23 protein-coding genes and 1 pseudogene are annotated in these 24,373 nt (G+C 62.7%); 17 read left to right on the top strand and 7 right to left on the bottom strand.

Going from position 1 to position 24,373, the window contains the following annotated elements; all coding sequences use genetic code 11:
* Positions 1-270: 270 nt before the first annotated feature.
* Genes AWB78_RS37005 through AWB78_RS45485 form a run of 3 tightly spaced genes read right to left on the bottom strand, consistent with a single transcriptional unit; the run spans position 271 to position 2,577 of the window.
* Entirely contained in the window at positions 271-1,257 is a 987-nt protein-coding gene (locus tag AWB78_RS37005) for a hypothetical protein (RefSeq protein ID WP_062611699.1), read from the bottom strand.
* A 60-nt stretch (positions 1,258-1,317) separates the two neighbouring features.
* The gene (locus AWB78_RS37010) at positions 1,318-1,758 is read right to left on the bottom strand and encodes a hypothetical protein (RefSeq protein ID WP_062611681.1); all 441 of its coding nucleotides are present in this window, start codon (positions 1,756-1,758) and stop codon (positions 1,318-1,320) included.
* A 12-nt stretch (positions 1,759-1,770) separates the two neighbouring features.
* Positions 1,771-2,577, bottom strand: a complete 807-nt coding sequence (locus AWB78_RS45485) for a hypothetical protein (RefSeq protein ID WP_082883565.1) — start codon at positions 2,575-2,577, stop codon at positions 1,771-1,773.
* Positions 2,578-2,796: 219 nt separating this feature from the next.
* Here AWB78_RS45485 and AWB78_RS37020 point away from each other — a divergent pair, with 219 nt between their 5' ends.
* The 13 genes from AWB78_RS37020 to AWB78_RS37075 all read left to right on the top strand — a co-directional run bounded on the left by AWB78_RS37020 (position 2,797) and on the right by AWB78_RS37075 (position 19,510).
* The gene (locus tag AWB78_RS37020) at positions 2,797-4,215 is read left to right on the top strand and encodes a DUF2779 domain-containing protein (protein ID WP_082883566.1); all 1,419 of its coding nucleotides are present in this window, start codon (positions 2,797-2,799) and stop codon (positions 4,213-4,215) included.
* A gap of 184 nt (positions 4,216-4,399) precedes the next feature.
* Positions 4,400-5,560 carry an IS30 family transposase gene (locus AWB78_RS37025; protein ID WP_062611683.1) on the top strand — a complete coding sequence of 387 codons (1,161 nt, stop codon included), beginning with the start codon at positions 4,400-4,402 and terminating at the stop codon, positions 5,558-5,560.
* 115 nt (positions 5,561-5,675) lie between these two features.
* A complete protein-coding gene (locus AWB78_RS37030; protein ID WP_062611684.1) occupies positions 5,676-6,821 on the top strand; it encodes a PDDEXK family nuclease in 1,146 nt (381 codons plus the stop codon).
* A gap of 886 nt (positions 6,822-7,707) precedes the next feature.
* Complete coding sequence (locus AWB78_RS37035; RefSeq protein ID WP_157697741.1) at positions 7,708-8,019, top strand: hypothetical protein; 312 nt, start codon at positions 7,708-7,710, stop codon at positions 8,017-8,019.
* A gap of 282 nt (positions 8,020-8,301) precedes the next feature.
* Entirely contained in the window at positions 8,302-9,141 is an 840-nt protein-coding gene (locus tag AWB78_RS37040; protein ID WP_062611686.1) for an SIR2 family NAD-dependent protein deacylase, read from the top strand.
* Between the two features lie 105 nt (positions 9,142-9,246).
* The gene (locus AWB78_RS37045) at positions 9,247-9,900 is read left to right on the top strand and encodes a hypothetical protein (protein WP_062611687.1); all 654 of its coding nucleotides are present in this window, start codon (positions 9,247-9,249) and stop codon (positions 9,898-9,900) included.
* Positions 9,897-11,042, top strand: a complete 1,146-nt coding sequence (locus AWB78_RS37050) for a putative molybdenum carrier protein (protein ID WP_232478030.1) — start codon at positions 9,897-9,899, stop codon at positions 11,040-11,042. The genes AWB78_RS37045 and AWB78_RS37050 overlap by 4 nt, the downstream gene beginning before the upstream one ends.
* Before the next feature lie 16 nt (positions 11,043-11,058).
* Positions 11,059-11,292 carry a hypothetical protein gene (locus AWB78_RS37055; RefSeq protein WP_062611688.1) on the top strand — a complete coding sequence of 78 codons (234 nt, stop codon included), beginning with the start codon at positions 11,059-11,061 and terminating at the stop codon, positions 11,290-11,292.
* 35 nt (positions 11,293-11,327) lie between these two features.
* A complete protein-coding gene (locus AWB78_RS47040; RefSeq protein WP_157697742.1) occupies positions 11,328-11,591 on the top strand; it encodes a hypothetical protein in 264 nt (87 codons plus the stop codon).
* Complete coding sequence (locus AWB78_RS37060) at positions 11,521-14,169, top strand: PD-(D/E)XK nuclease family protein (RefSeq protein WP_062611689.1); 2,649 nt, start codon at positions 11,521-11,523, stop codon at positions 14,167-14,169. Before AWB78_RS47040 ends, AWB78_RS37060 begins: the two co-directional genes overlap by 71 nt.
* Positions 14,166-17,579, top strand: a complete 3,414-nt coding sequence (locus AWB78_RS37065; RefSeq protein WP_062611690.1) for a UvrD-helicase domain-containing protein — start codon at positions 14,166-14,168, stop codon at positions 17,577-17,579. The genes AWB78_RS37060 and AWB78_RS37065 overlap by 4 nt, the downstream gene beginning before the upstream one ends.
* Positions 17,580-17,692: 113 nt before the next feature.
* A complete protein-coding gene (locus AWB78_RS37070; RefSeq protein WP_074173624.1) occupies positions 17,693-18,451 on the top strand; it encodes a hypothetical protein in 759 nt (252 codons plus the stop codon).
* A 165-nt stretch (positions 18,452-18,616) separates the two neighbouring features.
* Complete coding sequence (locus AWB78_RS37075; RefSeq protein WP_062611692.1) at positions 18,617-19,510, top strand: hypothetical protein; 894 nt, start codon at positions 18,617-18,619, stop codon at positions 19,508-19,510.
* A gap of 5 nt (positions 19,511-19,515) precedes the next feature.
* Here AWB78_RS37075 and AWB78_RS37080 read toward each other — a convergent pair whose 3' ends face one another.
* Together AWB78_RS37080 and AWB78_RS37085 are read right to left on the bottom strand one after the other, a co-directional pair.
* Positions 19,516-19,833, bottom strand: coding sequence for a hypothetical protein (locus AWB78_RS37080; RefSeq protein WP_062611693.1), 318 nt, complete (start codon positions 19,831-19,833; stop codon positions 19,516-19,518).
* A gap of 49 nt (positions 19,834-19,882) precedes the next feature.
* A complete protein-coding gene (locus AWB78_RS37085) occupies positions 19,883-20,296 on the bottom strand; it encodes a hypothetical protein (RefSeq protein ID WP_062611694.1) in 414 nt (137 codons plus the stop codon).
* A 135-nt stretch (positions 20,297-20,431) separates the two neighbouring features.
* On the opposite strand from AWB78_RS37085, the gene AWB78_RS37090 reads away from it, so the two are divergent.
* Positions 20,432-20,743 (top strand): hypothetical protein, encoded by a 312-nt coding sequence (locus AWB78_RS37090; protein ID WP_082883567.1) that lies wholly within the window; start codon positions 20,432-20,434, stop codon positions 20,741-20,743.
* Positions 20,744-20,780: 37 nt separating this feature from the next.
* Here the strand turns inward: AWB78_RS37090 and AWB78_RS37095 are convergent, their stop codons facing one another.
* On the bottom strand, positions 20,781-21,836 hold the full coding sequence (locus AWB78_RS37095; protein ID WP_082883568.1) for a helix-turn-helix transcriptional regulator: 1,056 nt from the start codon (positions 21,834-21,836) through the stop codon (positions 20,781-20,783).
* Positions 21,837-22,082: 246 nt separating this feature from the next.
* A complete protein-coding gene (locus AWB78_RS37100) occupies positions 22,083-22,298 on the bottom strand; it encodes a hypothetical protein (RefSeq protein ID WP_062611696.1) in 216 nt (71 codons plus the stop codon).
* A 90-nt stretch (positions 22,299-22,388) separates the two neighbouring features.
* On the opposite strand from AWB78_RS37100, the gene AWB78_RS37105 reads away from it, so the two are divergent.
* The 3 genes and pseudogenes from AWB78_RS37105 to AWB78_RS49440 form a co-directional block, all read left to right on the top strand.
* Positions 22,389-23,768 (top strand): hypothetical protein, encoded by a 1,380-nt coding sequence (locus AWB78_RS37105; protein WP_062611697.1) that lies wholly within the window; start codon positions 22,389-22,391, stop codon positions 23,766-23,768.
* Positions 23,769-23,931: 163 nt separating this feature from the next.
* Positions 23,932-24,096: pseudogene (locus AWB78_RS49435) on the top strand (SIR2 family NAD-dependent protein deacylase); the annotation flags it as partial.
* On the top strand, positions 24,069-24,373 hold a 305-nt coding region (locus AWB78_RS49440), incomplete at its 3' end, for a Sir2 family NAD-dependent protein deacetylase (RefSeq protein ID WP_332460139.1). The pseudogene AWB78_RS49435 and the gene AWB78_RS49440, both read left to right, overlap by 28 nt.

Below are 24,373 nucleotides of genomic sequence, written 5' to 3' on the forward strand. Positions count from 1 at the left end.
CAGCTGACTAGTGGTGTTCGGCCGTTCTAGAATCGAACATGGTCGCGAGATCCCCGTTAGCGAGGACTCCCCATAAGGCACGAGTCGTAGGCAATGCGTTGAAGGCCATGGGTGATTCTTATGAGAGCGCAGCCGCGCTGGTCTGTACCGTTTGCAGAATCCAGTCGGACGTTATGATGGCTGCACTCATGAGTTTTGCTCGTTCGATGTTTGACCGGCCCGTCGCGCCGCATTAGCTCGAGCGGGCGCGATCTTCTCATAGACTGCGCGCTAGACGCCCGCGTCGATCTCGGCCGCTAGTTCCGCGAGATCCGACGATACTTTCCCGAAGCAGACCATCACGACATCAAGCGGGTGATCGTGTACGAAGCGCAATGCACGTCGCACGGCTTGAATGATCCACGCCCGTTCGTTGCCGAATGCTCCGCCTCCGACCATCGTCAGAAAGACCCTGGCGTTGCCAGTCCGGCGGTGGTTAAGCACGGCGGCCAGCACCGCCGCTTCGTAGCTGGCTTCGAGAACCAACGATGCAAACGGCGCCCAGTCCGCGACCGGCAGCGCGGAACACAGGGCTTGCGTCACGCGTTGCCCGGGAGGTGCGCCGTCCGCGGTGACTTCCGTATCGCTATGCAGCCCAATACGCAGGCACTTGCGCAGCGCGTCGCGCTCAGATTCATCGAGGCCGCGGATGTGTTGGCCGATTGCACGCACGGTTCGCGGGTCCAGCAGCGCGTATCCGTTTTGCATCTGGATGCCGGAAATGCCAAGCGCCCGGTCGAGATCGTGCAATGTATTGATCTGGTGGTCACGAGTCTGCCCCTGCTGGCCATCGACGGAAGCGAGGTAATTGCGGAAGACCGTGGCGGGCGCACAAGCCATCGCGCAGGCCGGCCCCTGCGTGAAGTCGTTCCGATAACGCGTGATGCCATCCTCCGGCGCGACCCCCGGGCCGACCATTTCGAGCAGATTGAATTGACTTGCGACCTGAATCAACGCGCCGTTGGCTTCGGGCCGTGTATGCAGCGCGTAGGCATTTGCGACGATGGTCCGCAGCGTGAGCCGCGTTCCGTCCGGCTTCGAAAGGGCACTCATCTGCGCGCGAAGCTCGTCCAGGCTCGGGACGCTCAACGTTCCAACGTGAAAACGTCTTGGCGGATCGCTATCGGTCAGCAACTGCTCCGATTCGACATGAAAGCGCTTTTGCGTCTCTTCATACGTCGATTCGTTGAAGCCGAAAACTTGCTTGAACCATGTCATGCTCATTTCTCTCCGTGACATGTCGAAGAAGGGATCATCGCGGCGCGATGACCGGCGGGTCTAGTTCGGCGGCGACAAATCTCGCATGACTTTCGAGTATCCGAGTTCATTCGCTTTTTCATCGCACAGCACGCGATAAGCCCATGCATGACGGGAACCGCGCGCTGGACGGCACAAGGCGCCCGGCTTGCCTGTCGCCTCACAAGTCTCGCGGGCGCGACGGCGGGCTGCCTCGATGCAAGCCTCGGTCCAGTCGGTGCCGAAGGCCAGTTCGAAGCGGAGATAGCCCGCTTTCGCCTTTACCCCGACCGCTTCGAGATGGAAGCTGGTTTCCTCGCGGGCGTAATCGGTCAAGTGCATCGACAGTTCGCGCAGCAGGGCGAACCAGCCGTCGCCGCACTGGAAACCCCAGCACATCGAACTGTCGCTGGCAGGTTTGATCCGTCCGGCGTAAAGCACGGGAAACTCGTCGTATAACGGCTGCGTCAATGCGTCGTTCATGTCGAATGCTGCTCAGTCCCGCGCGTTCTCAATGACTTTCTGGCGAATTTTCTCCAGCAATCCATATTCATAAGCGAGGCCGGTTTCATCCGGATCCTCGCCCGAATGCCGCGAAGCCCGCTGCTCGAAGAACAGGCACGCGCGCAATTCGCTAAGCGTGCCATGCTTTTTGGCGTGTGCGACGGCGGCGCACGCCTCGAACGAGCCCATTTGCCGATATCCGTCGAACGTATGCCCGAAGCGTACGACTTCTTCATAGGGTGCGTCAGCGTGCGGGATGTCGCTCAGGCTCAACGCTTCATTGCTGATCAAACGCTCGGTATCGCGGTGAACGGGTGCGGTTTCCGTCTGCGGGAAAGGCTTGGTGTTCTGCACCTTATATAAATCGGCGAATGCTTTTGTGAGCGGCGTGCCGCCCATCACCGCTTCGATCAGCAACGAAGCATGGTCCTTGCCGGGATGCGAGTACTTCTCCGGATGAGCCTTCAGGTTGTCCAGGATGTATTTCTTGGCCACGTCGATCGATTTCAGCGAGATGTCGAAGCCTTGTTCAACTTCATCTCGGCTGAACGGTTCGGTCAGATTGCCGGCGCTCCACTGATCGCGATCTTCGACCGCCTGGTGCGTATTGCCGCGATACGCGACCGGTTCTCCCGATACCGGCGTGATCTCATAGTTCGGCTGGATACCTCCGCCGGAGGTGCCGAAGCTGACCGTGGCGAGCGGATCACCAGTGTTCGACAGGTTCCTGAGCACTTCGTTGACGAAGTTGCATTTGAGCTTGCGGAAATCCAGCGTTTCTTTCGACAACTTCGGCATATCGATCCTTAGCGTGTCTTTGGTTTTGTGCGGAAAGAACTAGCGTTGCGACTGTCTCGCGATCCAGCTTAATCATGTTGCGCCATCGGCAGCGGTGCGCAGTCGAACAGACATCCGCCGAAGAAGCCGATCATGCGCCGGCCGGATGCACCGGTGTTCGATTGAAGTCTCGGAAAAATAACCGCTGCAACTCAGTCTACGAGTTCGAAGAGACATGTTGTGTCCCGGTTCACCGGCAGAGTGTTGCATATCGACGGCTCGAACAAAACGGATATGTCCGGACGCTTTCGTCTTTCTAAATCGAGAATCATGGCGGGGTTGCAATGTCGTAAGCGCTTGTGGCTGGAGACGCATCGTCGTGAACTCATGCGTGTTTCGCCCGCAAGTGAACATATCTTCAGGATGGGGCATCTGTTCGGCGAATGCGCCCGTCCGCTTATGGGGCAGGGGGAGTTGGTCGGTCACGTGCTGGACATTGCGAAGGCTGTCGACAAAACGCGGGTTGCGCTGGAACGCGCATCGGCGCGAGGCACGATGGTTTATGAAGCGGCCTTTTCCTATGGGAATGTCGTGGCGCGTGCGGACGGATTCGCGTCTTGCGCAGACGGCTGGCACATGACTGAAGTAAAGGCGGCGAGCGCCATCAAGGACTACTTCTACCAGGACTGCGCCGTTCAGGTGTGGGTTGCGGAAGGCGCAGGTTATCCGGTCCGCCAGGTGACGCTCGCGTGCATCGACAGCCGCTTCGTCTACCCGGGCGGCGGCGACTACGGTGGATTGCTCCGGTATATCGACGCCACGGAAGAAGTCGCGCGTCTGAAGGCGGCGGTGGGTGGCGTTGTTGAAGACCTGCGTACAGTGCTGCGTGGAGAAGAACCGGAGATTGCCGTTGGCTCGCATTGCTCCTCGCCGTATGCGTGTCCATTCATGGCGCATTGTGGCGCGCAGGCGGCGGACCGGAGTCGCGTGAGCCGCCGGACCGCTCATTACGCGAGCGCGCGTTCGTCCGCGGTGCTTCCGTATCCCAGACACTTTCTCCATGTCGAGGCGATCGCCTCACCGGTGCCTCGGTGGACCGGAACGCGGCCTTACCAGCGCATACCGGTTCTGTGGTCATGCCAGACGGAGACGGAGCCAGGGCATCTCGTCCAGCGCGCACATCTCGACTCCTTCAACGTGCCCTCCAAGCAGCAATTCGCTCGCACTCTGCTCGATGCGTTCGGAAGTGATCAAGGCGTCATCGTCGCCACGTCTGTCGATCGCGCGTGCGTGGAGGCCCTGCGCGCAAGCGTTCCCGAATACTGCGCCGAACTTGGAGCCTTTCTGCAACGCTTCGCGCATTCAATTGACGTGCCCGTAGCGCATGGGGTCGCTGGTGTGCCCGAATACGACGACATCGCTGACAGCGAATCGGCGGAGCAAGCGTGGTGGAAGGCAGCATCTCCTGAAACAGGCGAAGATCGCAAGCAGAGGCTCGTTGAGTCGCTGCTGCGCTACGCGCGGCGGTATGCGCTTTGTTTGCAGGAGACATTCAATGCGCAAGGCGCGCTAACGGCGGTTGATTCAGACGTGTCGCGAAGCGGTTCACGAGGGAAGATGCCCAGCAAGGCCGCAAACGAGGCGAAGCGCAGACGATGATCTAGGCGCCGCTAACACAAAGGGGTTCGCTCTCTCGATTGGTTCGCGCTCATCGGCCCTATGCTTAAGCTCTTAGCATGATCCTCGCAAAGCTGCAACGGCGAGCTCTGGGAGCCGCTTCGAAGGGCGGATTCAACCGGTCGATGCAACACAATAACGCCATGTAAGCGGCGGGAGTGTTGCGATGAAACAGAGACGCCGCATCTATTACAGTGAGAGTCAGAAGGCACTGATGTGGGAGCGCTGGCGTGCGGGCGAGTCGCTGCAGCATATTGCGCAGCTATTCGATCGTGACCATTCATCCGTAGCGGGAATACTGGCGCAAACTGGAGGAATCCAGCCTCCGCCGCGGCGGCGATCGAATCGGTCGCTCACGCTTGCCGAGCGCGAAGAAATCTCAAGAGGTCTTGCAGCGGATGATTCGATCCAATCGATCGCACGGCGCCTGTCGCGAGCGCCGTCTACGATCTGCCGCGAGATCAAGCGCAACAGCGGCGAGAATGGCTATCGGTCCGACTCCGCCGATGAGCTTGCCTGGCAACGGGCGCTGCGCCCGACGGCGTGCAAACTTGTCGCGACACCGGCGCTGGCAAAACTCGTGGCGGCAAAGCTGCGACTGGAATGGTCTCCGCAGCAGATCGCCGGATGGCTAAAGCGAACATGGCCGGGCAACGAGGGCTTCAACGTGTCTCACGAAACGATCTATCGAACGCTCTTTATTCAAGCACGCGGCGCGCTGATGAAAGAGCTGCTGGAGCACCTGCGACGCACCCGTGCCATGCGTCGCTCACGTCATCACACGCAGAAGACCGAGGATCACGGTCGTATCCGCGACGCTGTTTCGATCAGTGAACGTCCCGCTACGGTTGAGGACCGCGCCGTTCCGGGGCACTGGGAAGGCGACCTCCTGTGCGGCAGCGGTAACAGTCAGATTGCAACGCTTGTAGAGCGACACACACGCTATGTGATGCTGGTCAAGATTGACAGCAAGGACAGTGAAACCGTCGCCAAGGCGCTCATCAAACACGCCGGCAAGCTTCCGCAAGAGCTCTACAAATCGCTTACCTGGGATCGCGGCACCGAGATGGCGGGGCACAAACGGTTCACCATCGCCACTGCCATTGCCGTGTATTTCTGTGACCCCAAGCATCCGTGGCAACGCGGCTCCAACGAGAATGCGAACGGGCTGTTGAGACAGTACTTCCCAAAAGGCATCGATCTGTCGACTTATTCGCAAGCAAAGCTCAATGCCGTGGCGAGGAGGCTGAACGAGCGTCCAAGAAAGACGCTAGATTACGAGACACCAGCTGAGAGATTCCATCAAGTTATTGCATCGACCGGTTGAATCCACCAGTACAGCTTCAAGAGTCAGTATTTCTTCAATGTGCGCTCGCCCCTATAGCGCTGCAAGCCACGTCGCTAATATGTTCGCTATCGACTGAACATAAAATGAATGAGACATGAGCAGTAGCCAGTCAAAGATTTTCCTTGTAGATGTGCACGGGGCGACTACGGTTTTGAACGAGTCGCACTATAAGACGGAGGCGGATCTCCAAACGCTGCTGGCAGCTAACCCCGACCTTTTGCCTGGCGAGCAGATGTCAGGGTCTCCGCAAAGCTGGCTCTTGATCGGGAAGGAGTTGGGGGTGCCCAACGGTCCTGAGGTCGGCGACAAGTGGCGCATTGATCATCTCTTCGTCGATGAAGCCGGTGTGCCGACGTTGGTGGAGTGTAAAAGGTCTTCGGATCCTCGCGCACGACGAGAGGTCGTTGCTCAGATGCTCGACTATGCAGCCAACGGCGTTCTCTATTGGACAATGGAGAAGCTAAAGGCGACGTTCGCGGCGACTTGCGGAGACAAAAAAGACTCGGCCGAGGTGCTCGGTGACTTTCTCGCTGAAAACTCCTCTGAAGACCAGCCGTTATTCACTGACGAGGCCTTCTGGAGCAAGATCATGGAGAACCTCGACAAGCGCCGGGTGCGCCTTATCTTCGTCGCGGACGAGATCTCGCGAGAACTGAAGCGCTTGGTCGAATTCATGAATGAGACGATGTCAGAGGTCGAGGTCCTTGCGGTGGAAATTCGTCACTACTGGCGAGAAGGGCTTAAGGACCGCGTGCTTGTTCCCAGCCTGGTCGGCGCAACGGAGCGAGCCAACAGTTCAAAAGACCGAAGTGGCACGCCGCCCCGGATCGACAAGTCGACCTTCATGAATAGCGTAAATGATGCGGCGCGCCCGTTTTACACGAATCTGGTCGATGAAGTAGTCAAACTTGGCGCGTTCATTTACTGGGGAGAAAAGCGCTTTTCGGTTCGTTTTAAAAAACAGAACGGCAAGACTGTCACTCTCGCATATGGCGGACCACCCGCAGAATTCCAATACTATCTCGACCGAAAGGGTGTCGCTGATGATACGACGCGCATTGCGCTTCGAGACCAAGTAATCAAAGCGAGCGGCGGAAAGCTAATCCAAACCGGTGAATTCGGAGCGAAGTGCGTGATCGATGCAATGAATCGCGACATTATTCTCAATGTTGCTATCGACGCCTTCAAGCGTGCGCTGGACGCTTTCGAAAGGGAGGCGGACGCGACGTCAGCAGCGTGAACGCCGGCGGCACGGTCCGGCGGCCAAGCGCGCGCTTTCGCGCCAGCCGTCGATACGAGTCACGGTACGCCCAACTGAGGCTAACGAGGCCGTTCGCCTTGAATGAAACAAACCGAAGAAAACAGGCAGGTGAGTCCTTTGAAGACGTCCTGCCGTGATTCACGGACCGGAGCGTTCTTTTGATCCGGACACCAACCGCACCGACGAAGGTGCGTTCACATGACAGACGTTCCCCGTTATGAGACGCTGAAGTTGATAAGTGTCGAGTGGCTGCGTTGCGTTGCATCGCAACTACGCATTGGCGCCGGTATGACTCGTCATTCGCGGCCGAAGAGGTGCGAATGGCCGGAATGTGGAGTACAGCAGCCTCAGCACGAACAACGCTCGAACGACCTATAAAGGCCGACAAACCGCAGTGACGCTCGTTACGCTTCCGGAAAGCCCAGGCGCGATTTACTCGAAGACGACCGTAACGCTCGGCGGGCGGCAGATACATCTGGGACTAGGACTGATAGGGCAGAGCGCGAAGATCGGGTCGCCGTCGCCGTAGCGATAGGCTGCGAGTTGGAGAGGTCTTCACGCTGCGGCCCGGGTGAGGGGTGGCTCAGTGTCGGCCCTTTGTACTTTGCGTCCATGACCGCAAGATGTTCCCCGCCGATGGCAAGCGGCAGACACTTTCGGCCGCAGTTTCAGTGTTTCTCGCTGTCGATCCGGCATCCGCGAGGGACAGGACCTGTCCTCTGAGGGAGATATCGTTAGTCCTTGACATACGTCGCACGACTCATACCAAGACCGGCATAGTTATAGAAGCTTGAACCAAGATCGCGAGATTTGCGCGTGCTGCACAACTTATCAGCGAGGCGAGCACGATCGTCATGACGTCCGCGTGAGCGTGAAAGTCAATTCCGGGCTGCCGGCATTTCGCGGCTCAGGCAGTCTTTGGACCATGCTGATGCGGCCCGGCTGCCCGAACTGCTGCGGACTGGCGGCCCACGACTTCGTTCTGCCTGAGGATGATGCCTTGATACCCGCGCGTACCTCCAGACAGCAGGCGAACTCGCGAGATTGCGCCGCAGCGATCGAACGGCTGTTGTCCGAGATCGACGCAAGGAAGGCGGTTACGAGCATTCGGCTCTTTGACCAGCCGTTTGACGCGGCTCTGATCAGCATTGATTTCGACGATGAACACGTCGGCTGACACGGCGATTGGCTCCCGCTGCAGCGCATTCGCTGTGTTGACCAGATCGATGCGCCTCGGCAAAGTATGCACCGCTCATAGATAGGCCGGTTGTCGCCAACGACCTGGTCGTTGTCGGCCGGACGGTAGGAACGTATTTCGGGTTGCTGGACGAACTGTCCCAGCCTACCCATGGTTTCTGCAAGCCGCTTCAACTGAGGCCACGACGCGTAGGCGTGGACGAAGTTCGGCCCGTTAGCCAAAACTCGAACTGAATTTTCAACTCCAGGGCCGAGCGCAACGATGAACATAACAGAAAACTTCGACAAAGCGGTTTCCTGGATCAGGGACGCGGACGGCCTGCTCATCACGGCTGGTGCAGGCATGGGCGTCGATTCAGGCCTGCCCGATTTTCGAGGGCAGGAGGGCTTTTGGCGCGCCTATCCTGCGCTCCGCCACGAGGGTTTCAGTTTTGAGGAAATGGCGACGGCAGAGCGGTTCGAGAAAGACCCGGCACTCGCCTGGGGCTTCTATGGTCATCGGCTGCGCCTCTATCGCGAAACTGAGCCGCACGAGGGATTTTCAATCCTGCACAAGTGGGCCGCGCAGATGCCGCGCGGTGCCTTCATCTTCACGAGCAACGTCGACGGTCAGTTTCAGAAAGCGGGCTTCGCGCCGGGCCGCATCCATGAGTGCCACGGCACAATTCACCAATTGCAGTGCGTGGCGGCCTGCAGGCAGACGACCTGGCCGGCGGATGTATTTCAACCGGTCGTCGATCTTGATACGGCGCGCATCGTTGGCGGGATGCCGCATTGTCCGGATTGCGGCAGACTCGCGCGCCCGAACATCCTGATGTTCTGGGATGGCTTCTGGATCGAGAAGGACTCCGAGGCGCAGGAAGCCCGCCTGCGCGCATGGTATGCGTCCGTGCAGTGCCCGGTCGTCGTAGAACTCGGTGCGGGCAAGGCGCTGCCGACGGTGCGCAACTTCAGTCAGCGGCACGCGCGCCATCGGCTGGTCCGCATCAACGTGCGTGAATCTGTTGCCGCCCCGCAGGATGGCATCGGTTTCGCCGGTGGTGCGCTGGACATGCTCCGGCAGCTCGACGCGCGCCTGATTGAAGCCGGCTGGAGCAACTGATCTGAAAGCGCACGATACGCACAACGTGCCATCGGCGAGGGACCCAAAGTGTCTCTTGCTGAACCTAGCATCGAGCATCTCTTTGATACGTCTCGGAGCTTTCGGTTGACACCTCACACCCTACATAACTGGTTCAGCAAGCTGGACGATTGCGCGACGTTCGGAGAAATCGACGCGCTTTGGGAGGCGACGCTCCACGAGGCCGAGCTGCGGCCGCTCAATTTCGACGGGCAGTTTCATGACGCGATGCTCTCTTTCCTCATGCATAGCAGGCTGTCCCGCGAAATAAAGCTCGCAACGGTGCTCGGCTACGTCAGCCCGTTCGACCTGAAACCGGAGCTGGCATTCGGTGCGCTCGACATCCGTTTCGAAAGCGAACAGGAGGACGACCCGCGCATGATGGCTGGCCCTGAATCGCGGGCGGACACACTTGGTCTGAGCGGATGCCCTCCGTTCCTAGCCGGGTATATCCACGGCCGATATGCCGAAGTGCAGCGTAGGCTGATCCAATCCGACCGGTCGCTTTCAAAAACACGCGAGCGTTTCTGGAGCGCTTATCTGGAGTTGTCCTGCCGGAAGTGCGACGTCGGCGGCGTCGAGACGGCGCTTCAAAACGGGGCGAAGGTAGATGGCCGTCGGTTCGCGGCACACTTGCGCGAGGTGCTTCACGTAGCGCTCGATTCGTCCGAGGTGACCCAGGAAATTGCAGACGCCGTATCGCATATCTGCCAACGTCTCGATATGGCGAGGGGCGAATGAAAGTCCAACTGGTTCGGCAGGCACTCAGGATCGTTTCGGGTGGACAGACAGGCGCCGATCAAGCGGGGTTGCATTGGGCGATTGACAACGAAGTCGACCACGGCGGATGGTGTCCGAAGGGCCGAAAGACGGAGGAGGGGTTGCTCGATCCGAAGTTCCGTTTGAAGGAAACGCCTTCGGCTTCGTATCTTCAGCGCACGGAATGGAACGTCCGCGACAGCGATGCGACGATCATTTTCACCATGACCGAGCCATTGTCCGGCGGCTCCAAGCGCACCGCGGAATTCGCGCGCAAGCACGGCAAGCCATGGATCGCGCTCTCGCCGGGGCGCGCGTCCGACAAGCTCGCTGGATTCCTATCGCGACATGGCGTACGCGTCTTGAACATCGGGGGCAGCCGGCACTCGACCGCCCCGGACGTTGCCGCTTTCGTCCGCCAGACACTGAATGCGGCGATCAGCCCGCGCGACAGCACGGCCGACCTTTTCGCTATCCGCGACCTGATTCGCGACGGCGGCACGGCAATCGACGCACTCGCTTCGCTCGCGCTCGTCGACCTGCTCAAATCCGTGTTCCTGCTCTCCATCCCGTTGATGACGAGGGAGCTTGGCGCGGCCTTGCTCGGTACGGAAAAGTTGCAGCCGGCGCATGCCAGAGTCTTGCGCCGCTGGCTGGCGGACGCTCGTGACCTCCAGCCCATATTGTTCGATCAACTGCGCGAATTTCTGCGCGAGCTGGACTTGTGGGCGATCGCAGCGACCGACGACGCGGCGAAGGCGTGGCCCGCTTCACAGACGACTCAACAAAGAACGATGATGAACCTGTGCCACGACGCCAAAGAGCGCGCCGTTGCCGCGGCGCTGCTGGCATTGCCGCTCGAAGAACTCGTGAGACTGTCGATTCTGTGGATCGCCGAAAAGAATGCGAATCGCGCGCCGGGCGTGCTCGAAAGCCTCGGATTGACCGCGGACACGCTCGTCGAACTGCCGGAGAGCGAACTGGCGCGTCTGAATCTCATTGAGAGGCTGGAAGAGGAAGCGCGAGAGGAGCGCGCTGCTTTCGGCCGGTTCCTGAAAAGCGATCCCGCCGGTGAGCGTCTTTCGAGCGTCTTCTTCGAAACGGTCCTCATCGACTTTGAATAGCCGGGAAGAGACTGACATGGCCTCGAAGCGCTGGTCCGATGTCTTGTCGAAACAGACGCGGGACGCCTTGCGAGAGGCGAGCCGCTCGCCTTTCGCGATCGTGCCGATGAAGCATATCGGCGGCCGCTTCGGGATTGCCTCGAGCAGCGCCGCATCCGACCGATACATCGTCGTCGATCGCTCCACCGGCGACGTCCCTGCTTTCGAATCCATGAACGACCTGATCGGCGACGGCTGGGCCGTCGACTGATCGCTCCTGCCTCCCGCGTACTGCCGTGCGCTACGGTGAACGATGCGGTTAAAGAATCCGGCCTTTATGCCGATACCTCGATGACGGCGCGATGGACTCATCTCGTCCGGGAGCTATCGTGGCCTGATCCACCACTCATGATTCTGGAAAACAAGAACAGCGCCATGCCCGATTTCGCCCTGGCAGACCGGCTGGCGCTTCTTCATCACGACATCGAGGAGAGCCTGCATGGCTCGCAATACACTGATCGTGCCGGACGCGCTCGCTGCGCGCACGGCCCGTCTCGCGGCGGCGCGTGAGCAACGGCACGGCCTGCAGATTATGACCATTGAGCAGGCGGTGGCGCGCCTCGCGGGCGGCTTCGCGCGCCCGATCGATTTCGCGGCCCTGCGCGGCGCGCTCAAGGCCGCGTTGCCCGTTACCAGGATCGGCGAACTGGAGAGCATCAAGTCGCTGCCCGGCATGATCGACGCCGCCGCTCAGACCTTGCAGAAAGCGTGGCACGCCGGTATCGACCTGGCTGCGCGCGCACACGCCCATGCGCGCATCGACGCCGTGGCGAAACTCGAATCCGCCGTGCTCGCGCAGCTCCCACCGGGCATGATGCGTCCGGCCGACCTCGTGGCGGCGGCCATGCGGCGTATCGCTCACGCGAGCGCCGTTCTGGGGAACGTGGAAGTCGCCGGACAAACGGATCTGGCTCCGTGCTGGCGACCGCTGCTGCTGGCCGTTGCGAAGCACGTCCCGGTGCGATGGTCCGCCGGTCCGCGCGCGACACCGGCATGGCTGGAGGGACGCGAAATCGCCATCTCGCCTGCCGCGCCCGCAAAGCCCGCCATCACCGCCGTGAGCGCGGCAACGCCGCTGCACGAAGCGATCGAGGCGATGCGCTGGGCGCGGGAGCTGCTCTCGTCCGGGCAAGCCATGCCCTCGGAGATAGCGATCGCGAGCACGTCCACGGCGGAGTACGACGACTTCCTTCTGAGCTTGAGCGCCGACACCAATCTTGATCTGCATTTCGTGCACGGCGTGCGCAGCGTGGCGACCCGCGAAGGTCAGGCGGCCGCGGCATTGGCCGAGATCGTCGTGCGCGGCCTCTCGCAGTCGCGCCTGCGCCGTCTCGCCGCGCTATGTAAGGACGCCCCGTTGTTGGGGGCGCTGCCGAAAGGCTGGTTGAGGATCATGCCGCCCGATGCGTCGCTGTCGTCGCCAGATGCCTGGAAACGCCTGCTCGCGCGCGTGAAGGCCGAGCACTGGCCCGATGGCATGGATCACGGCGCGGCCGTGCTGGCGCTCGTCGAACGTCTCTTCGGCGGCGTCGATGCGGCGCGCGAAATCGGCGAGGCCATGCTCCAGGGCCGCGCGCTCGCGATCTGGCGTGAAGCGCTGCTCGCCGGACCCGCCGCGTCAATCGACGGGACGCTCGAAGGCGCGCGGCGCGGCGACCAGCGCGAGGCGTCCGTCAGCGTCGCGTGGATGCCCGCCAGCGCGCTCGCCGGTTCGCCGCGCCGCCACGTGCGGCTGCTCGGTCTCAACGCCTCGCAATGGCCGCGCGGCAACGCGGAAGACCCGCTGATTCCCGAACACATCATCCCGGCTGCGGAGTTCAATCCGCTGCCCGTGAGCGCCGCGGATCGCCGCGACTTCGACACCATCCTTGCGACGACAGCCGGACAGGTCGTGCTGTCGCGCGCGCGCCGCAACGGCGACGGCCGCCTGCTCGCACGCAGCCCGCTCTCGAAGGCGTTCGGCGCTGAGACCTTCCTCGGTCGCCATCGCGCGCCCGTTCACGCTTTCAGCGAAACCGACCGGCTCATGGCCCGGCCTTCCGAGTTCCGCGAAGCGCCGCAGGCCATCAGCGCGCGCGCGTGCTGGACCGACTGGCGGCGCGCCGATATCACCGCGCACGACGGTCTCGTGCGCGCCGGTCATCCGCTCGTGGCCGAGGTCCTCGGGCGTCCGCAGTCGGCCAGTTCCCTGAAGCATCTGCTGCGCAATCCGCTGGGTTTCCTGTGGATTCAGGCGCTGGGCTGGCAGGAGCGGACGAGCAGCGCCGAACCGCTGATGCTCGATCACCGCGACACGGGGAATCTCGTCCACGCCGTGCTCGACGTCGCGCTGCGCGATCTCGAAAGCGCACAGGGCCTTGCACGCTCGGACGCCGCTGCCGTCGCGGCGGCGGTGGACCGCGCGGCTAAGACTGTCGCCAGCGAATGGGAAGACGCACGGTCGCTGCCGCCCGACATCATCTGGCGGCGAGCGCTCGATGAGGCGCGCGAGATGGCCTGTGCCGGACTGAACTGGCGCGGCCACGCGCTGCCCGGCGCGCGCGCCTATGGCGAAGTGCCGTTCGGCGGCGCTGCCCCGAAATCGGATGGCACGCTTCCGTGGGACGCGCAAGCGCCCGTCGCGATCCCCGATACGGGATTCAGCATCAAGGGTTACATCGACCGGCTCGACATTTCGGGCGATGGCACGCGCGCGTCGGTGCGCGATTACAAGACCGGCCGCACGCCCAAGGAAGACATCAGGATCAGCGGCGGCAGCGAGCTGCAGCGCTGCCTCTACGCCTTCGCGGTGAAGGTGCTGCTGGGCGACGAGGTATCGGTCAGTGCATCGCTGTTCTATCCGCGCGACGCCAGCAACCTCGTGCTCGACGACGCCGATATCGTGCTCGGCGAGCTCGCCGGCTGGCTGAAGGCCGCGCGTACGAGCTTCGCCGCGGGCGCGGCGCTTCCGGGCCCCGATGCGGCCTCGAAAGACAACGACCTCGCGTTCGCGCTGCCCGCGAACGCGAGCGCGACCTATTGCAAACGCAAGGCGCAAGCCGCCGCTAGTCGGCTCGCCGACTTCGCCGCCGTCTGGGAGGCCCAATGACACACGACAAGACCCAAACACTGCGCGACGATCACGCGCGCCGCATCGCGATGTGCGTTCACGACCAGTCGATCCTCGTCGAAGCCGGCGCGGGCTCCGGCAAAACGGCGGTGATGGCGGGGCGTATCGCGCTCATGCTGGCCAACGGCGTCGCGCCTCGCGCCATCGCCGCGGTCACGTTCACCGAGCTTGCCGCCAGCGAGCTGATCTCGCGCGTGCGCGAATTCGTCGCCGAGCTCTCGGAGGGGCGGATCGGGCCCGAACTGCGGATTGCGCTCCCCGACGGCCTGTCGCCGGCCCATCTCGAGCATCTCGCCGCGTCGTCCGCGGCCATCGACGAAATCACCTGCTCGACGATCCACGGCTTCTGCCAGCGCCTCATCAAGCCGTATCCGGTCGAAGCGGATTTCGATCCCGGCGCTAGCGTGATGGTGCGCAACCAGTGCGACCTCGTGTTCGGCGAAATCGTCGATGGCTGGCTGCGCGAAGCCCTCGCCGGCACGCAGACGAGCGTGCTCGCCGAAATGGTGCTGGAAATGCCCGCCGAGACGGTGAGGCTCGTGACGAAAATCGCGGAGAACCTGCGACGGCGGCGCACGCTGTGCGCGAGCGCGGCTCCGGCGCTCCCCCCTCACTTCGCTGCGTTCCTGCGTGCCACGGCGACCTTCGCCGCTTTCGTGAGCGCGGCTCCGGCGCCGGAGGCCGATTCTGCGCAGATCGCGAAGGACATGAAGGATTTCGCCGCGACGCTCGCAGCGAGCCCCAATCCAACGGCGCCCGCAGCTCTGGTGCGCATTCTCGTCACGCGCCCCGAGCGTCTCTTCACCAAGGGCGGCGGATTGCGCGCCTACGCCAAGAAGCAAAAATGGATCAACGCGGCAAGGGTGCAGGGCCTGAGCCGTGCAGACGGCGAGCGGCTGAACGACAAGGCCAGCAATCTTTATCAGGCTTTCGGCATAGCGTGGGGCGAACTCCTCGCGGCGGCGGCGAGCCACGCGCTGAGCGCGCTCATCGACGACGCGAAGCAGATCCTCACGCGCTATCGCGACTACAAGCGCACGGCTGCACTGCTTGATTTCGACGATCTGATCTTCGCCGCGCGCGACCTGCTGCGCGAGCACGATGCCGTGCGCCGCGCGCTCGGCGAGCGTTACCGTTACGTGCTGGTCGACGAGTTTCAGGACACCGATCCGCTCCAGACGGAGATCTTCTGGCGTCTGTGCGGCGATCCGGCATCCGGCGCGGATAGCGGGGACTGGACGCGCTTTCGTATCCGGCCCGGCGCGCTCTTTCTGGTCGGCGATCCGAAGCAGGCGATCTATCGTTTCCGTGGCGCCGATGTCGGCGCATACGTGATGGCGCGCGACGCATTTCGCGCACAGAACCCGCAAAGCGTGCTGTCGATTTCGACCAACTTCCGCTCGTGCGCGCCCATCCTCGAGTATGTGAACGCGCGCTTTCAGGACGTGCTCTCGGTCGAGGGACAACCGGGATTCACCGCGCTCGATCCGTTCCACGGCGATCGCGGCGAACAGGCATGCGTGGCTGCGCTGGATATCGCCGTGCCGGATGCGGACGGCGAAGCCGACACGGCGAGACAACGCGACGCCGAAGCCGAAGCCGTGGGCGACTTGTGCGCGCGGCTCGTCGGCAGCGGCTCCGTTCTCGACCGTCGCACGGGTGAAGCGCGCCCGTGCCGGCCGGGCGATATCGCCTTGCTCGCGCCCACGGGCAGCGACCTCTGGCGCTACGAGGAGGCGCTGGAGCGTCGTGGCATTCCGGTGGCGACGCAAGCCGGCAAAGGCTTCTTTCGCCGTCAGGAGATCCAGGATCTGATCGCGATCACGCGCGTCCTCGCTGAACGCAAGGACGCGCTGGCGCTCGGCGCGCTGTTGCGCGGGCCGCTCGTCGGGCTCACGGACGAAGACTTGCTCGATATCGTCTGGGCGCTGCCGCGCGCGGGCGCGGGCGAGGGCGAGGGAGAGAGCAAGCGTGTCGCGCGCCTCGATCTCGCCGTGGACAGCGAAGCCATCGCGCATCCGCTCGCACGGGACATGATCGGCAAGCTGCAGGCGCTCGCGAAGCGCAGCCACGTTACCACGCCGCACGATCTGCTTTCGCAGGCGATCGACGTGATGCGCGTGCGCCACGTTCTGCGTGAGCGTCACGGACGCGAGGCCGAGCGCGCGCTGGCCAACGTGGATCTTTATCTCGGTCTGTCGACGGACTACGCGGTCCGCGGCCTCGGCGCATTCGCCGAAGCGATGACGCTCGCCTGGTCGGACGAAGAAAAGGCCGTCGAAGGTCAGGCCGACGCGCCGGAAGAGTCCGTCGCGCTGCTCACCTTGCACGCGGCGAAGGGCCTCGAATGGCCGGTCGTCATTCCGGTCAACACCATGACGGGCGTGAAACCCGCGGACGGCGCCGTGGCGCAGCGCGCGACCGACACGTTCCTGTGCCCGGTTCTGGGCGTCGAACCGATCGGCTATGCGTCCGCGCGCGAAGACGAGAAGACGGAGCTCGATCGCGAGCGCATTCGTCTCTGGTACGTCGCCGCCACGCGCGCGCGCGAGCTGCTCGTGCTGCCGCGACCCGATGTGGAAGCGCCGAAGAATACATGGATCGGATTGCTCGATCTCGCCATCGACACGCTGCCCGCGCTCGACGTCGAGCGATGGGTCGCGGCAGCGCGGACGGCGGCGGGTGCGCCGGAAAACGTCCAGACGCGCGCAACGTTCGCGGCCGAAGCGCAGACGATAGAAGCAACGCAGCGCACGCTCGTGTGGCTCGCGCCAAGCCGCGACGAAGGCACGTCCGGGCCAGTGTTGCAGGCCGCGCCGCCGGAGGCATTGCAGGAGATCGAAAGCGTGCCCGAAGCCAGCCCGGGCACCGGGATTCAGGGCAGCCGCGAGCGCGGGCTCATCCTGCACAAGCTGTTCGAGGAAGTGCTGACCGGCGAAACGGACGACGACCCGGCGGCGCTTGCCGCGCGCGCGGAGGAGCTCATCGCCATGTTCCCGCGGCTTGTGTCGAACCACGCCGCGAGCGCAATCTCTGCTCAGGAACTCGCGCAATGCGTCGCGCGTACGTTCGCGTTGCCGGAGATCGCGCCTTTGCGCGCGATGCTGGTGCCGGAATATCCGGTTTATCGCGCAATCGAAGAAGATGGCGGCGAGACCGCGACGGCCGGCATCGCCGATGCCCTTACGCTCGGGGCCGACGGACGTCCGGCCGTCGTCATCGACTGGAAGAGCGATGTGCGGCCCGACGCCAGGACCGTGGAGCACTATCGTGCCCAGGTGCGCGCCTACCTCGACATGACGGGCGCGGAACGCGGACTGATCGTGTTCGTGACGACGGGCGCTATCGTCGGCGTCGAGCCGAGCCTGGCCAGCGCCGCAACGGCGTAATCGATGTACGGGCGCGGCGGCCGATGTCGCCGCGCCCCTTGATTGCCATGAGGACGGTGTCTGTCCGCTGTGCCTGAGAGACTGTGTCGGATCCGGCTTTCAGGGAGAGACACTTGAGAATTCGCAGCCCCTTCGACGACTATTACGACACGGCCATGTCCCATGGCAGCGACCCGTCGCGCGTGTTCGTGCGCAATCCGCAGACAAGCGAACTGAAGCTCGATCGTGATGGCGAAGGCGTGTGGGACCGCTATGGCCGGCTCGCCGGCATCGCCGACGCTTTCGAACTCGGGCGTGAAAGCGTCTATCTCGGTGCGTGCATCGTCGTTTTCTGTGGGCGCGTCTACAAGGCGCTGCGCGTTCACCGGTTGCGCGGCGACTCGGCTAGATCCACTCCGAACGCGACGCCGGATGTAATCGAACAGCGCGTCTTCTATGACGGAGAGGAGGCGCGCCACTATCTCGAAGCGTTGTTAGGGCGGGAAAGACTGAGGAAGAAACGCGAGTCGCTTTTCGAGTATGACAATCCGCTTGCCAACGGAACGCTGACCGATCGGCTGGAGCGCTATTTCCATCAACAGGGAAGTACGGAGCTCATGCGGTGGAGCATCGAGACCAGGATTGCGATCGCCGTCCTGCGGATCGGGTCGCGCGTCGACAAGTCGATTTTGCAGATCCATCCGCCGTTGAAAGATATTCAGTTCTACCGGCTTTTCGGTGCGGCCGAGGCTTTCCAGGAGCTCGACATGTTCTGGGGCGGCGTGCTTGCTCCAGAGTCGAACCCGACTATCAGCATCAGCGACAAGGACCGAATCGCACAGCATGGATTCGATGCCCGGAGCTTTCGGAAGGGTCCTTCCAGGAAGCGCTGAAACCTGAGGACGCAAGACGTCCCGACCAGCGTGCACACTGCAAGCCGTTCGATTCCGGAGACCCGCCGCTTGTATGATCGTTACTGCATCCTCGCCACTGCCATGCATCTTCCGTCCTGGGAAGAATCTTCCGTCCGGCAATTCCTCGATCAAATGAAAAGCCGTATGGAGACCAAGGCGCTTCGTCTGCACGCGCTTTTGCCTGGAATCAGCCTCGAAAGCAGCCGCGATGCGATTGCCCGCGCGAGCGTGATGCTCGACTGGAAACGTCTCGAAGAACAATTCGAACTCGTGGAAACGCCCGACGACTTCAGGGAACAGGCGTGGCAGTTCATCGACACCGCTGCTGCATGGTTTCAGCCATCCGACGACGACATGCCGCTCGCGGCGCTGCCGCGCGTCGTCCTGCGCACGTTTGCCGACCGACTGGCCAGCACGCTGGCGATCGATGCACCTCATGCCTATCAGTTGACAGCCGAACTAATGGGCGCGCGCAACTGGCTCGAATTGGCCGGCCGCAAGCCGTTCGTGCCGATTGCGGAGCCGCTTTACTCGTACAGCGTCAGGGTGATCGAAGGGCAAGAGTATGCGCACCTCGAACCGTGTCTTGCCGCACGGCGACAGGATGAAGAGTTCGAAGCGCTGACCGTGTCACGGCAGTGGGTGTTTCAGGGCGACGCGGCGCAGAACGAAAGCGCCGATCGGCCTTCTCTGCTTTGCGCGGCAGCGACGGTCGTCCGATGCCGACTGCTCGACGGGCAGCATGAACTCGTCGACTGGAAAGGCCGCGCTGCGATCGCCGAACTCGACAGGATCTATCCGGTCGATTGCCGCCGTGCGCTCGCGCCGCGGAGCAAGACACATCTGTTCTATGTGCAATTGCGCACGGCGCTCTATGCGGCATACCTTCATACCGGCAATCTCGATCTCGCTTATGCGGAGCGCGAAATCCTCGTGGCTCGCGGGCGTGATTACCGCGCCGACTATGAGCGCCTGCTCAAGGAGTGGGTGCCGCGCGGTTCGAAGGCTCACGAACGCACGGCGCTGCGCATCGTCTGAAGCGGTCACTCATCGTCCCAGGTTGTGCCCGCTTTATCGACGAGACGCTCCACCGAGAGATTCGTCCAGTCGATGAGGCTCGCGCCGTCGTCCGACAGCCACGCTTCGATCTCGTCGCCGGGCAGGCTGCCGCGCAGCTTCGCGATGAGGTCACGCGCAAACGGCGCGGTCGCCACGATCGCTCTCTGCGCATGATCGTCGAGCCGGTAGCGCACGAGATAGCGCGGGGCGCGATGACTCGACGTCTGCCGCCGCTGCGCGAAGTGCCGCTCCCGTACGTATTCGATTTCGATGGACTGCAGAACCCCGCGCTCGATCAACACCGTTGCTCCGTAAATAACTTCGGTTAGAAGAACAAGTTTGAACGCCAGGTCAGAAATCGTCGGCCCAGCGCTCCCAGAATCCGGGCTCGTCGTGATGCGCGTTCTTCATCGCCTGTTCGAGCGGCACGACCCAGAACCGGACGTCTTCGAAGCGCATCGAGCCATCCTCGAATTCGAGAAACGCCTGAACGCGCTGATAAGCCGGATGCTCGGTGTCGTAGGGCACGTCGATATAGATCTGGCCCGCGTAAGAACGCATCGTGTTCTCGCTGGCGAAGTGACCGCACATCGTCCAGCCGAGCGCGTTCGCGTCGAGCCACGCGATGATCCGCTTGCGGATATCGAGACTCTCGTATGACCGGCGATGCTCTGCTCGCGGTTCCGCGGGCGGAAACGTCAGATAAAGCACGTCGCGCTGTTTGACGCGAGCGATGGCGTCGATGTGTTGCAGAAGCATCGGCATGGGCTCTCCTTGTTCTCGGAGTACCCATTCTCCTCGCTCGAGGGACATGGGCCGTCCTCGCCGCGCGTGTTCAGGCGAGGACGGAAGTTGTCCCTATCGGCGGGTTCAATGGCGTCATGGCAAAGGAGACCACTCATGAAGACCTTCGTCATGCGCGCTGTTCTCGCGCTCGCCGTCATCCATGCGGGCGCGGAGGCGGCGTGCGTTCGCAACGAGCATCCTTCAGGGAGCACCCAGATGAGCAAGCAATACATCCGCGACAACAACTTCCGCGTCATCGGCAGCATCGATACCCTTGCCGATGGCAAGCAACGCGCCTACGACGCCAACTTCCGCAGCGTCGGCACTTACGATTGCCGTGCGGACCGTACCTACGACGCGAACTTCCGCGCGGTCGGCAACGGGAACCAGCTTGTCGGTCTCATCTGGGCGGCGGCCGGAAAGTAACCCATTCGAATGGAGCGCCCGGCCATGTCGCGCGAGACTATGCGTAACGGCTGGCGCTCTTGCGGTATTCGGCGGCGAACTCGTCGCGCAGGTACTGCGGCTCCAGAATCTCCACGTTCGCACCGAACGAGCGCAGCCACCAGCGCAACTTCAGGCTGGGCCGCACCGTGGCCGCAATGAGCAGGCGGCCGTCTTCCAGCCGCACCGGCGGCGCCTGATCGTCGGAGATGCGCCAGTCCAGCAGATGGTTGCCGGTGTTGCCCTCGAAAGCGAGCCGCAGCAACACGGGCTCTTCGACCTTGAAGTCGAACTGCTGTTCGTGTTCGATGAACTCGCGCAGGCTGAAGTCTTCCGGGTAAGTGAAGGTCTTGCCGTTTTCGCAGGCTTCGAGCATGCGATCGAGCCGGAACAGGCCGCGCAGCGGATTCGGCTTGCGCGGGCTCGGAGCGTGCGCCGGATCTTGCGCGACGAGATACATGACGCCCGCGGACTCGACAAGCGCGAGGGGCCACAGCGCCTTCCTCTTCGGCTCGACATCGCCGCTCATCGAAAGAGGGCGGTACTTCACCTCCAGCACGCGCTCGAAGAAGAGCGCCGTCTTGATGACATTGAAGACGTCTTCCCCGGGCGCGGGGCGGATCAGATTGAAGGCGCCGTCGACCGAATCGACCTTGTTCGGCCACACACGATGAAGACGCCCGTCGACGTGTTCCTGAGAGAGGCGGACTTCCGCGGCACGAAAGAGGTTGTCGATGTCGCCGAGAACGACCTTGGGCAAGGTGTGCCGGGCGATCCGCTGGAGCATGTGAAATGCGACGGCCTCCGATGCCACCATCAACGAAGCGGTGCCGCTCGCGCCGCTCAGGAACGGCACGCGCTGCCAGAGAATTTCGCGCCGGCCGTCGTGCTGCGTGGAGATGACGAGCTTCTTCTTTTCGAGCGCCTCCAGGTGCCGTCTGACCTTCCTGATATAGAGCCTGTGCCCCTTCACTTCGAGACCCGACATGACGTCGGGCGTCGACATCCATTTGATTTCGTGCTGCGAAGTCGGCAAGAACTCGAGGATCGATTCGTCCAGGGTCGTGATGTCCACCGCCATGTTTTCCCCGTTTCCCTCTCGCGCCCGGGGCGCGGGCCGAAGAAAGAGTCTGTGTTATTGGAGAACAGCTTCTTGTTTCCCCCGATTCACGCGGCGGCGCGCCGCGCGCTTTTCTCAGGAGACGTCATGCGTTTCGAGGGGTTAACGGCACCGTGCGCCCGTTCCTGAGCGCGGTCATGAAAATCTGCGGAGGTGGTTGGTGCTCGCGTAGGGGCGGGGACGGTCTGACTCGATGGACATTCAACACCCGTTTCCGCCCTTTCCGATGCCGAGCAGCGCCATCGCGATGGCGCCGATCACGATGGTCGCCATGATCGCCAGCGCGAGGTTGAGCATGGCGTTGACGCGCGCGATGATGCCTTGCTTGCGGCCTTTCTTGCGCGTCGCCAGGAACAGCAGGAGCAGACTCAGTAGGAATAGAGGCATGGTTGCGAGCCTAAGCACGCGATCGGACATCTCATGTCCCAAGCGTTCTCGCCGAAGGGACATCGAATGTCCCGAGCGACGAGTATCATCGCCGCCTACCTTCAATAGCGGGCCCGAGAGATGACGAAGAACGAATACCTGTCGAGTGGTCATGTTCCATCTTTTATTGAATGGCTGAGCGAGAATCTCGACAGTAAAGCGTTCGCGCATGCCTCCTTCAACCGCCGTGATCGCCGGCAGTGGCAATGCGCCAGCCTGTACGACGCCTTCACGCAATATCACTGGCCACAGCCGGGCGTGACACGTCTGCGGGTGGCGGAGGGCGTCAGTTTCGAATCGAGCGCACTTGCGTTGAGCGCGCTGCGCGACGAGTTGCTGTCCGCGCTCGAGCGGCGCGACAACGCAGACGCCCGCGCCGGCTGCGTCGATGTGATGCTGTGGGGCGGCGTCGGTCCCGGCAACATCTCGTGGTTGATCAGAAACGAAGCACAACTGGTGGATCTGCTCGTCCGCACCCGTGATGCAATCGATGCCGGCGACACGGATCACGCCGAGTTCTCGAAGCCGGGCTTTCGCTTCAACGCGGGCATGACGAAGGTCTATTCGCTCATCTGCCGCCATTTCATCATCTATGACAGCCGCGTGGCCGCCGCGCTCGGATTGGCGGCGGTGAAGTACTGCCGTTTGCTAGGGGAGGAGACGGTGCCCGCGGAGTTGCAATTCCCGTGGGCGCCCGCCCGTGCCGGAGCGATTGCGCGGGCGAAGCGGCGCAATGCGGGCGAAGCCCAGTTGCGCTTTCTATCGCTGGCCGGCGCTCGCATGCATGTGGAGTGGAACATGAAGGCAAGCTGGCTGCTGCAAGCCGTGCTTCAGCATGCGAAGGCACAAGGCAGCGCCTTTGCGGCAATCGAAGGCCACGGCCGCGCCATGCGTGCGCTCGAGTCCGCGCTTTTCATGATCGGCTACGACCTGGATGCGCCGGACGATGGCGCCGAGGCGCGCCTGCCTGCCGTGCCCACGCCGCCGCGCGCGGCGCAACACCGGCAAGCGCGGCTGATACAGCAGGAGTGGGAAAGCGCACAGATGGTCGGAGATGGCAACGCCCGGTTCAGCGTGACGGACTCTGGCATCGACATCGAGTTTCAGCCCGAGCTGGCCTTGGTCAAGTCTTTCGCCGACCAGAAGATCGACAGCATGTTGCTGTATCTGCTGGAGCACTTCGAGACCGCGCCGTTTCCGCTTGCGAACGCCTTCGATCGGGTGCGCGAACGCCGCGCGCGCAATGGCATGGGAACGGCCTGGTTTCTGACGGCCAACGGCAACCCGCCCGACACCAGCCGGCTCGCGCCGGTGCTGGAGCACGTCGGCATCCTGGCGCGGCGCGACGTACCGGACGAGCGCGCCGCCCACTGGAGCATCAACGCTGACGTTGCGGCACGGCTGCACGAAGAAGGCATCCGCCCGTGGCTCGAAGCGTACCGGCAGCGGCGCGGAACCTGAGGACGGTCGCTGTCCCTTCCCGTCGGTATCGTGTGAAGACGTGTCCATGCAGGACACTGCACTTCACGCACACGGGACCAACATGAAACAAGATCAGGCCATTCTTCGTGCAGCGAGGCTCATCCGCTCGGCCGATGCCATTGTCATCGCCGCGGGCGCGGGCATGAGCGTCGACTCCGGTTTGCCCGCCTTTCGCGGGTCGGACGGACTCTGGACGAAGCTGCTCCCCGAAGGCATGAAGGAACGCGAGATCGGCTCGCTCACGCAGGCCGACTGCTTCACGACGAAGCCGGTGCAGGCATGGACCTTCTACGGCCGCGCGCTCGAAGTCTGCCGCAACGCCACGCCGCACGAAGGCTACCGCCTGATCCAGGCCTGGGCCGCCCACGCTCGGCACGGCGCTTTCGCGCCTACACGAGCAATGTCGACGGCCACTTTCAAGCCGCTGGCTTCCCCGCGGATCGCGTGGTCGAATGCCACGGCTCCATCCACACGGTGCAATGCGCGCAGCCTTGCAGCGGCGCGTTATGGCCCAGACCGTGTCAAAACGCACAGCCACTCGAATTGACAAAGCGCTTTCTCGGCGCAAGTCGCGTCTTTCGTTG

The organism is Caballeronia calidae (assembly GCF_900044055.2).
Lineage (GTDB): Bacteria > Pseudomonadota > Gammaproteobacteria > Burkholderiales > Burkholderiaceae > Caballeronia > Caballeronia calidae.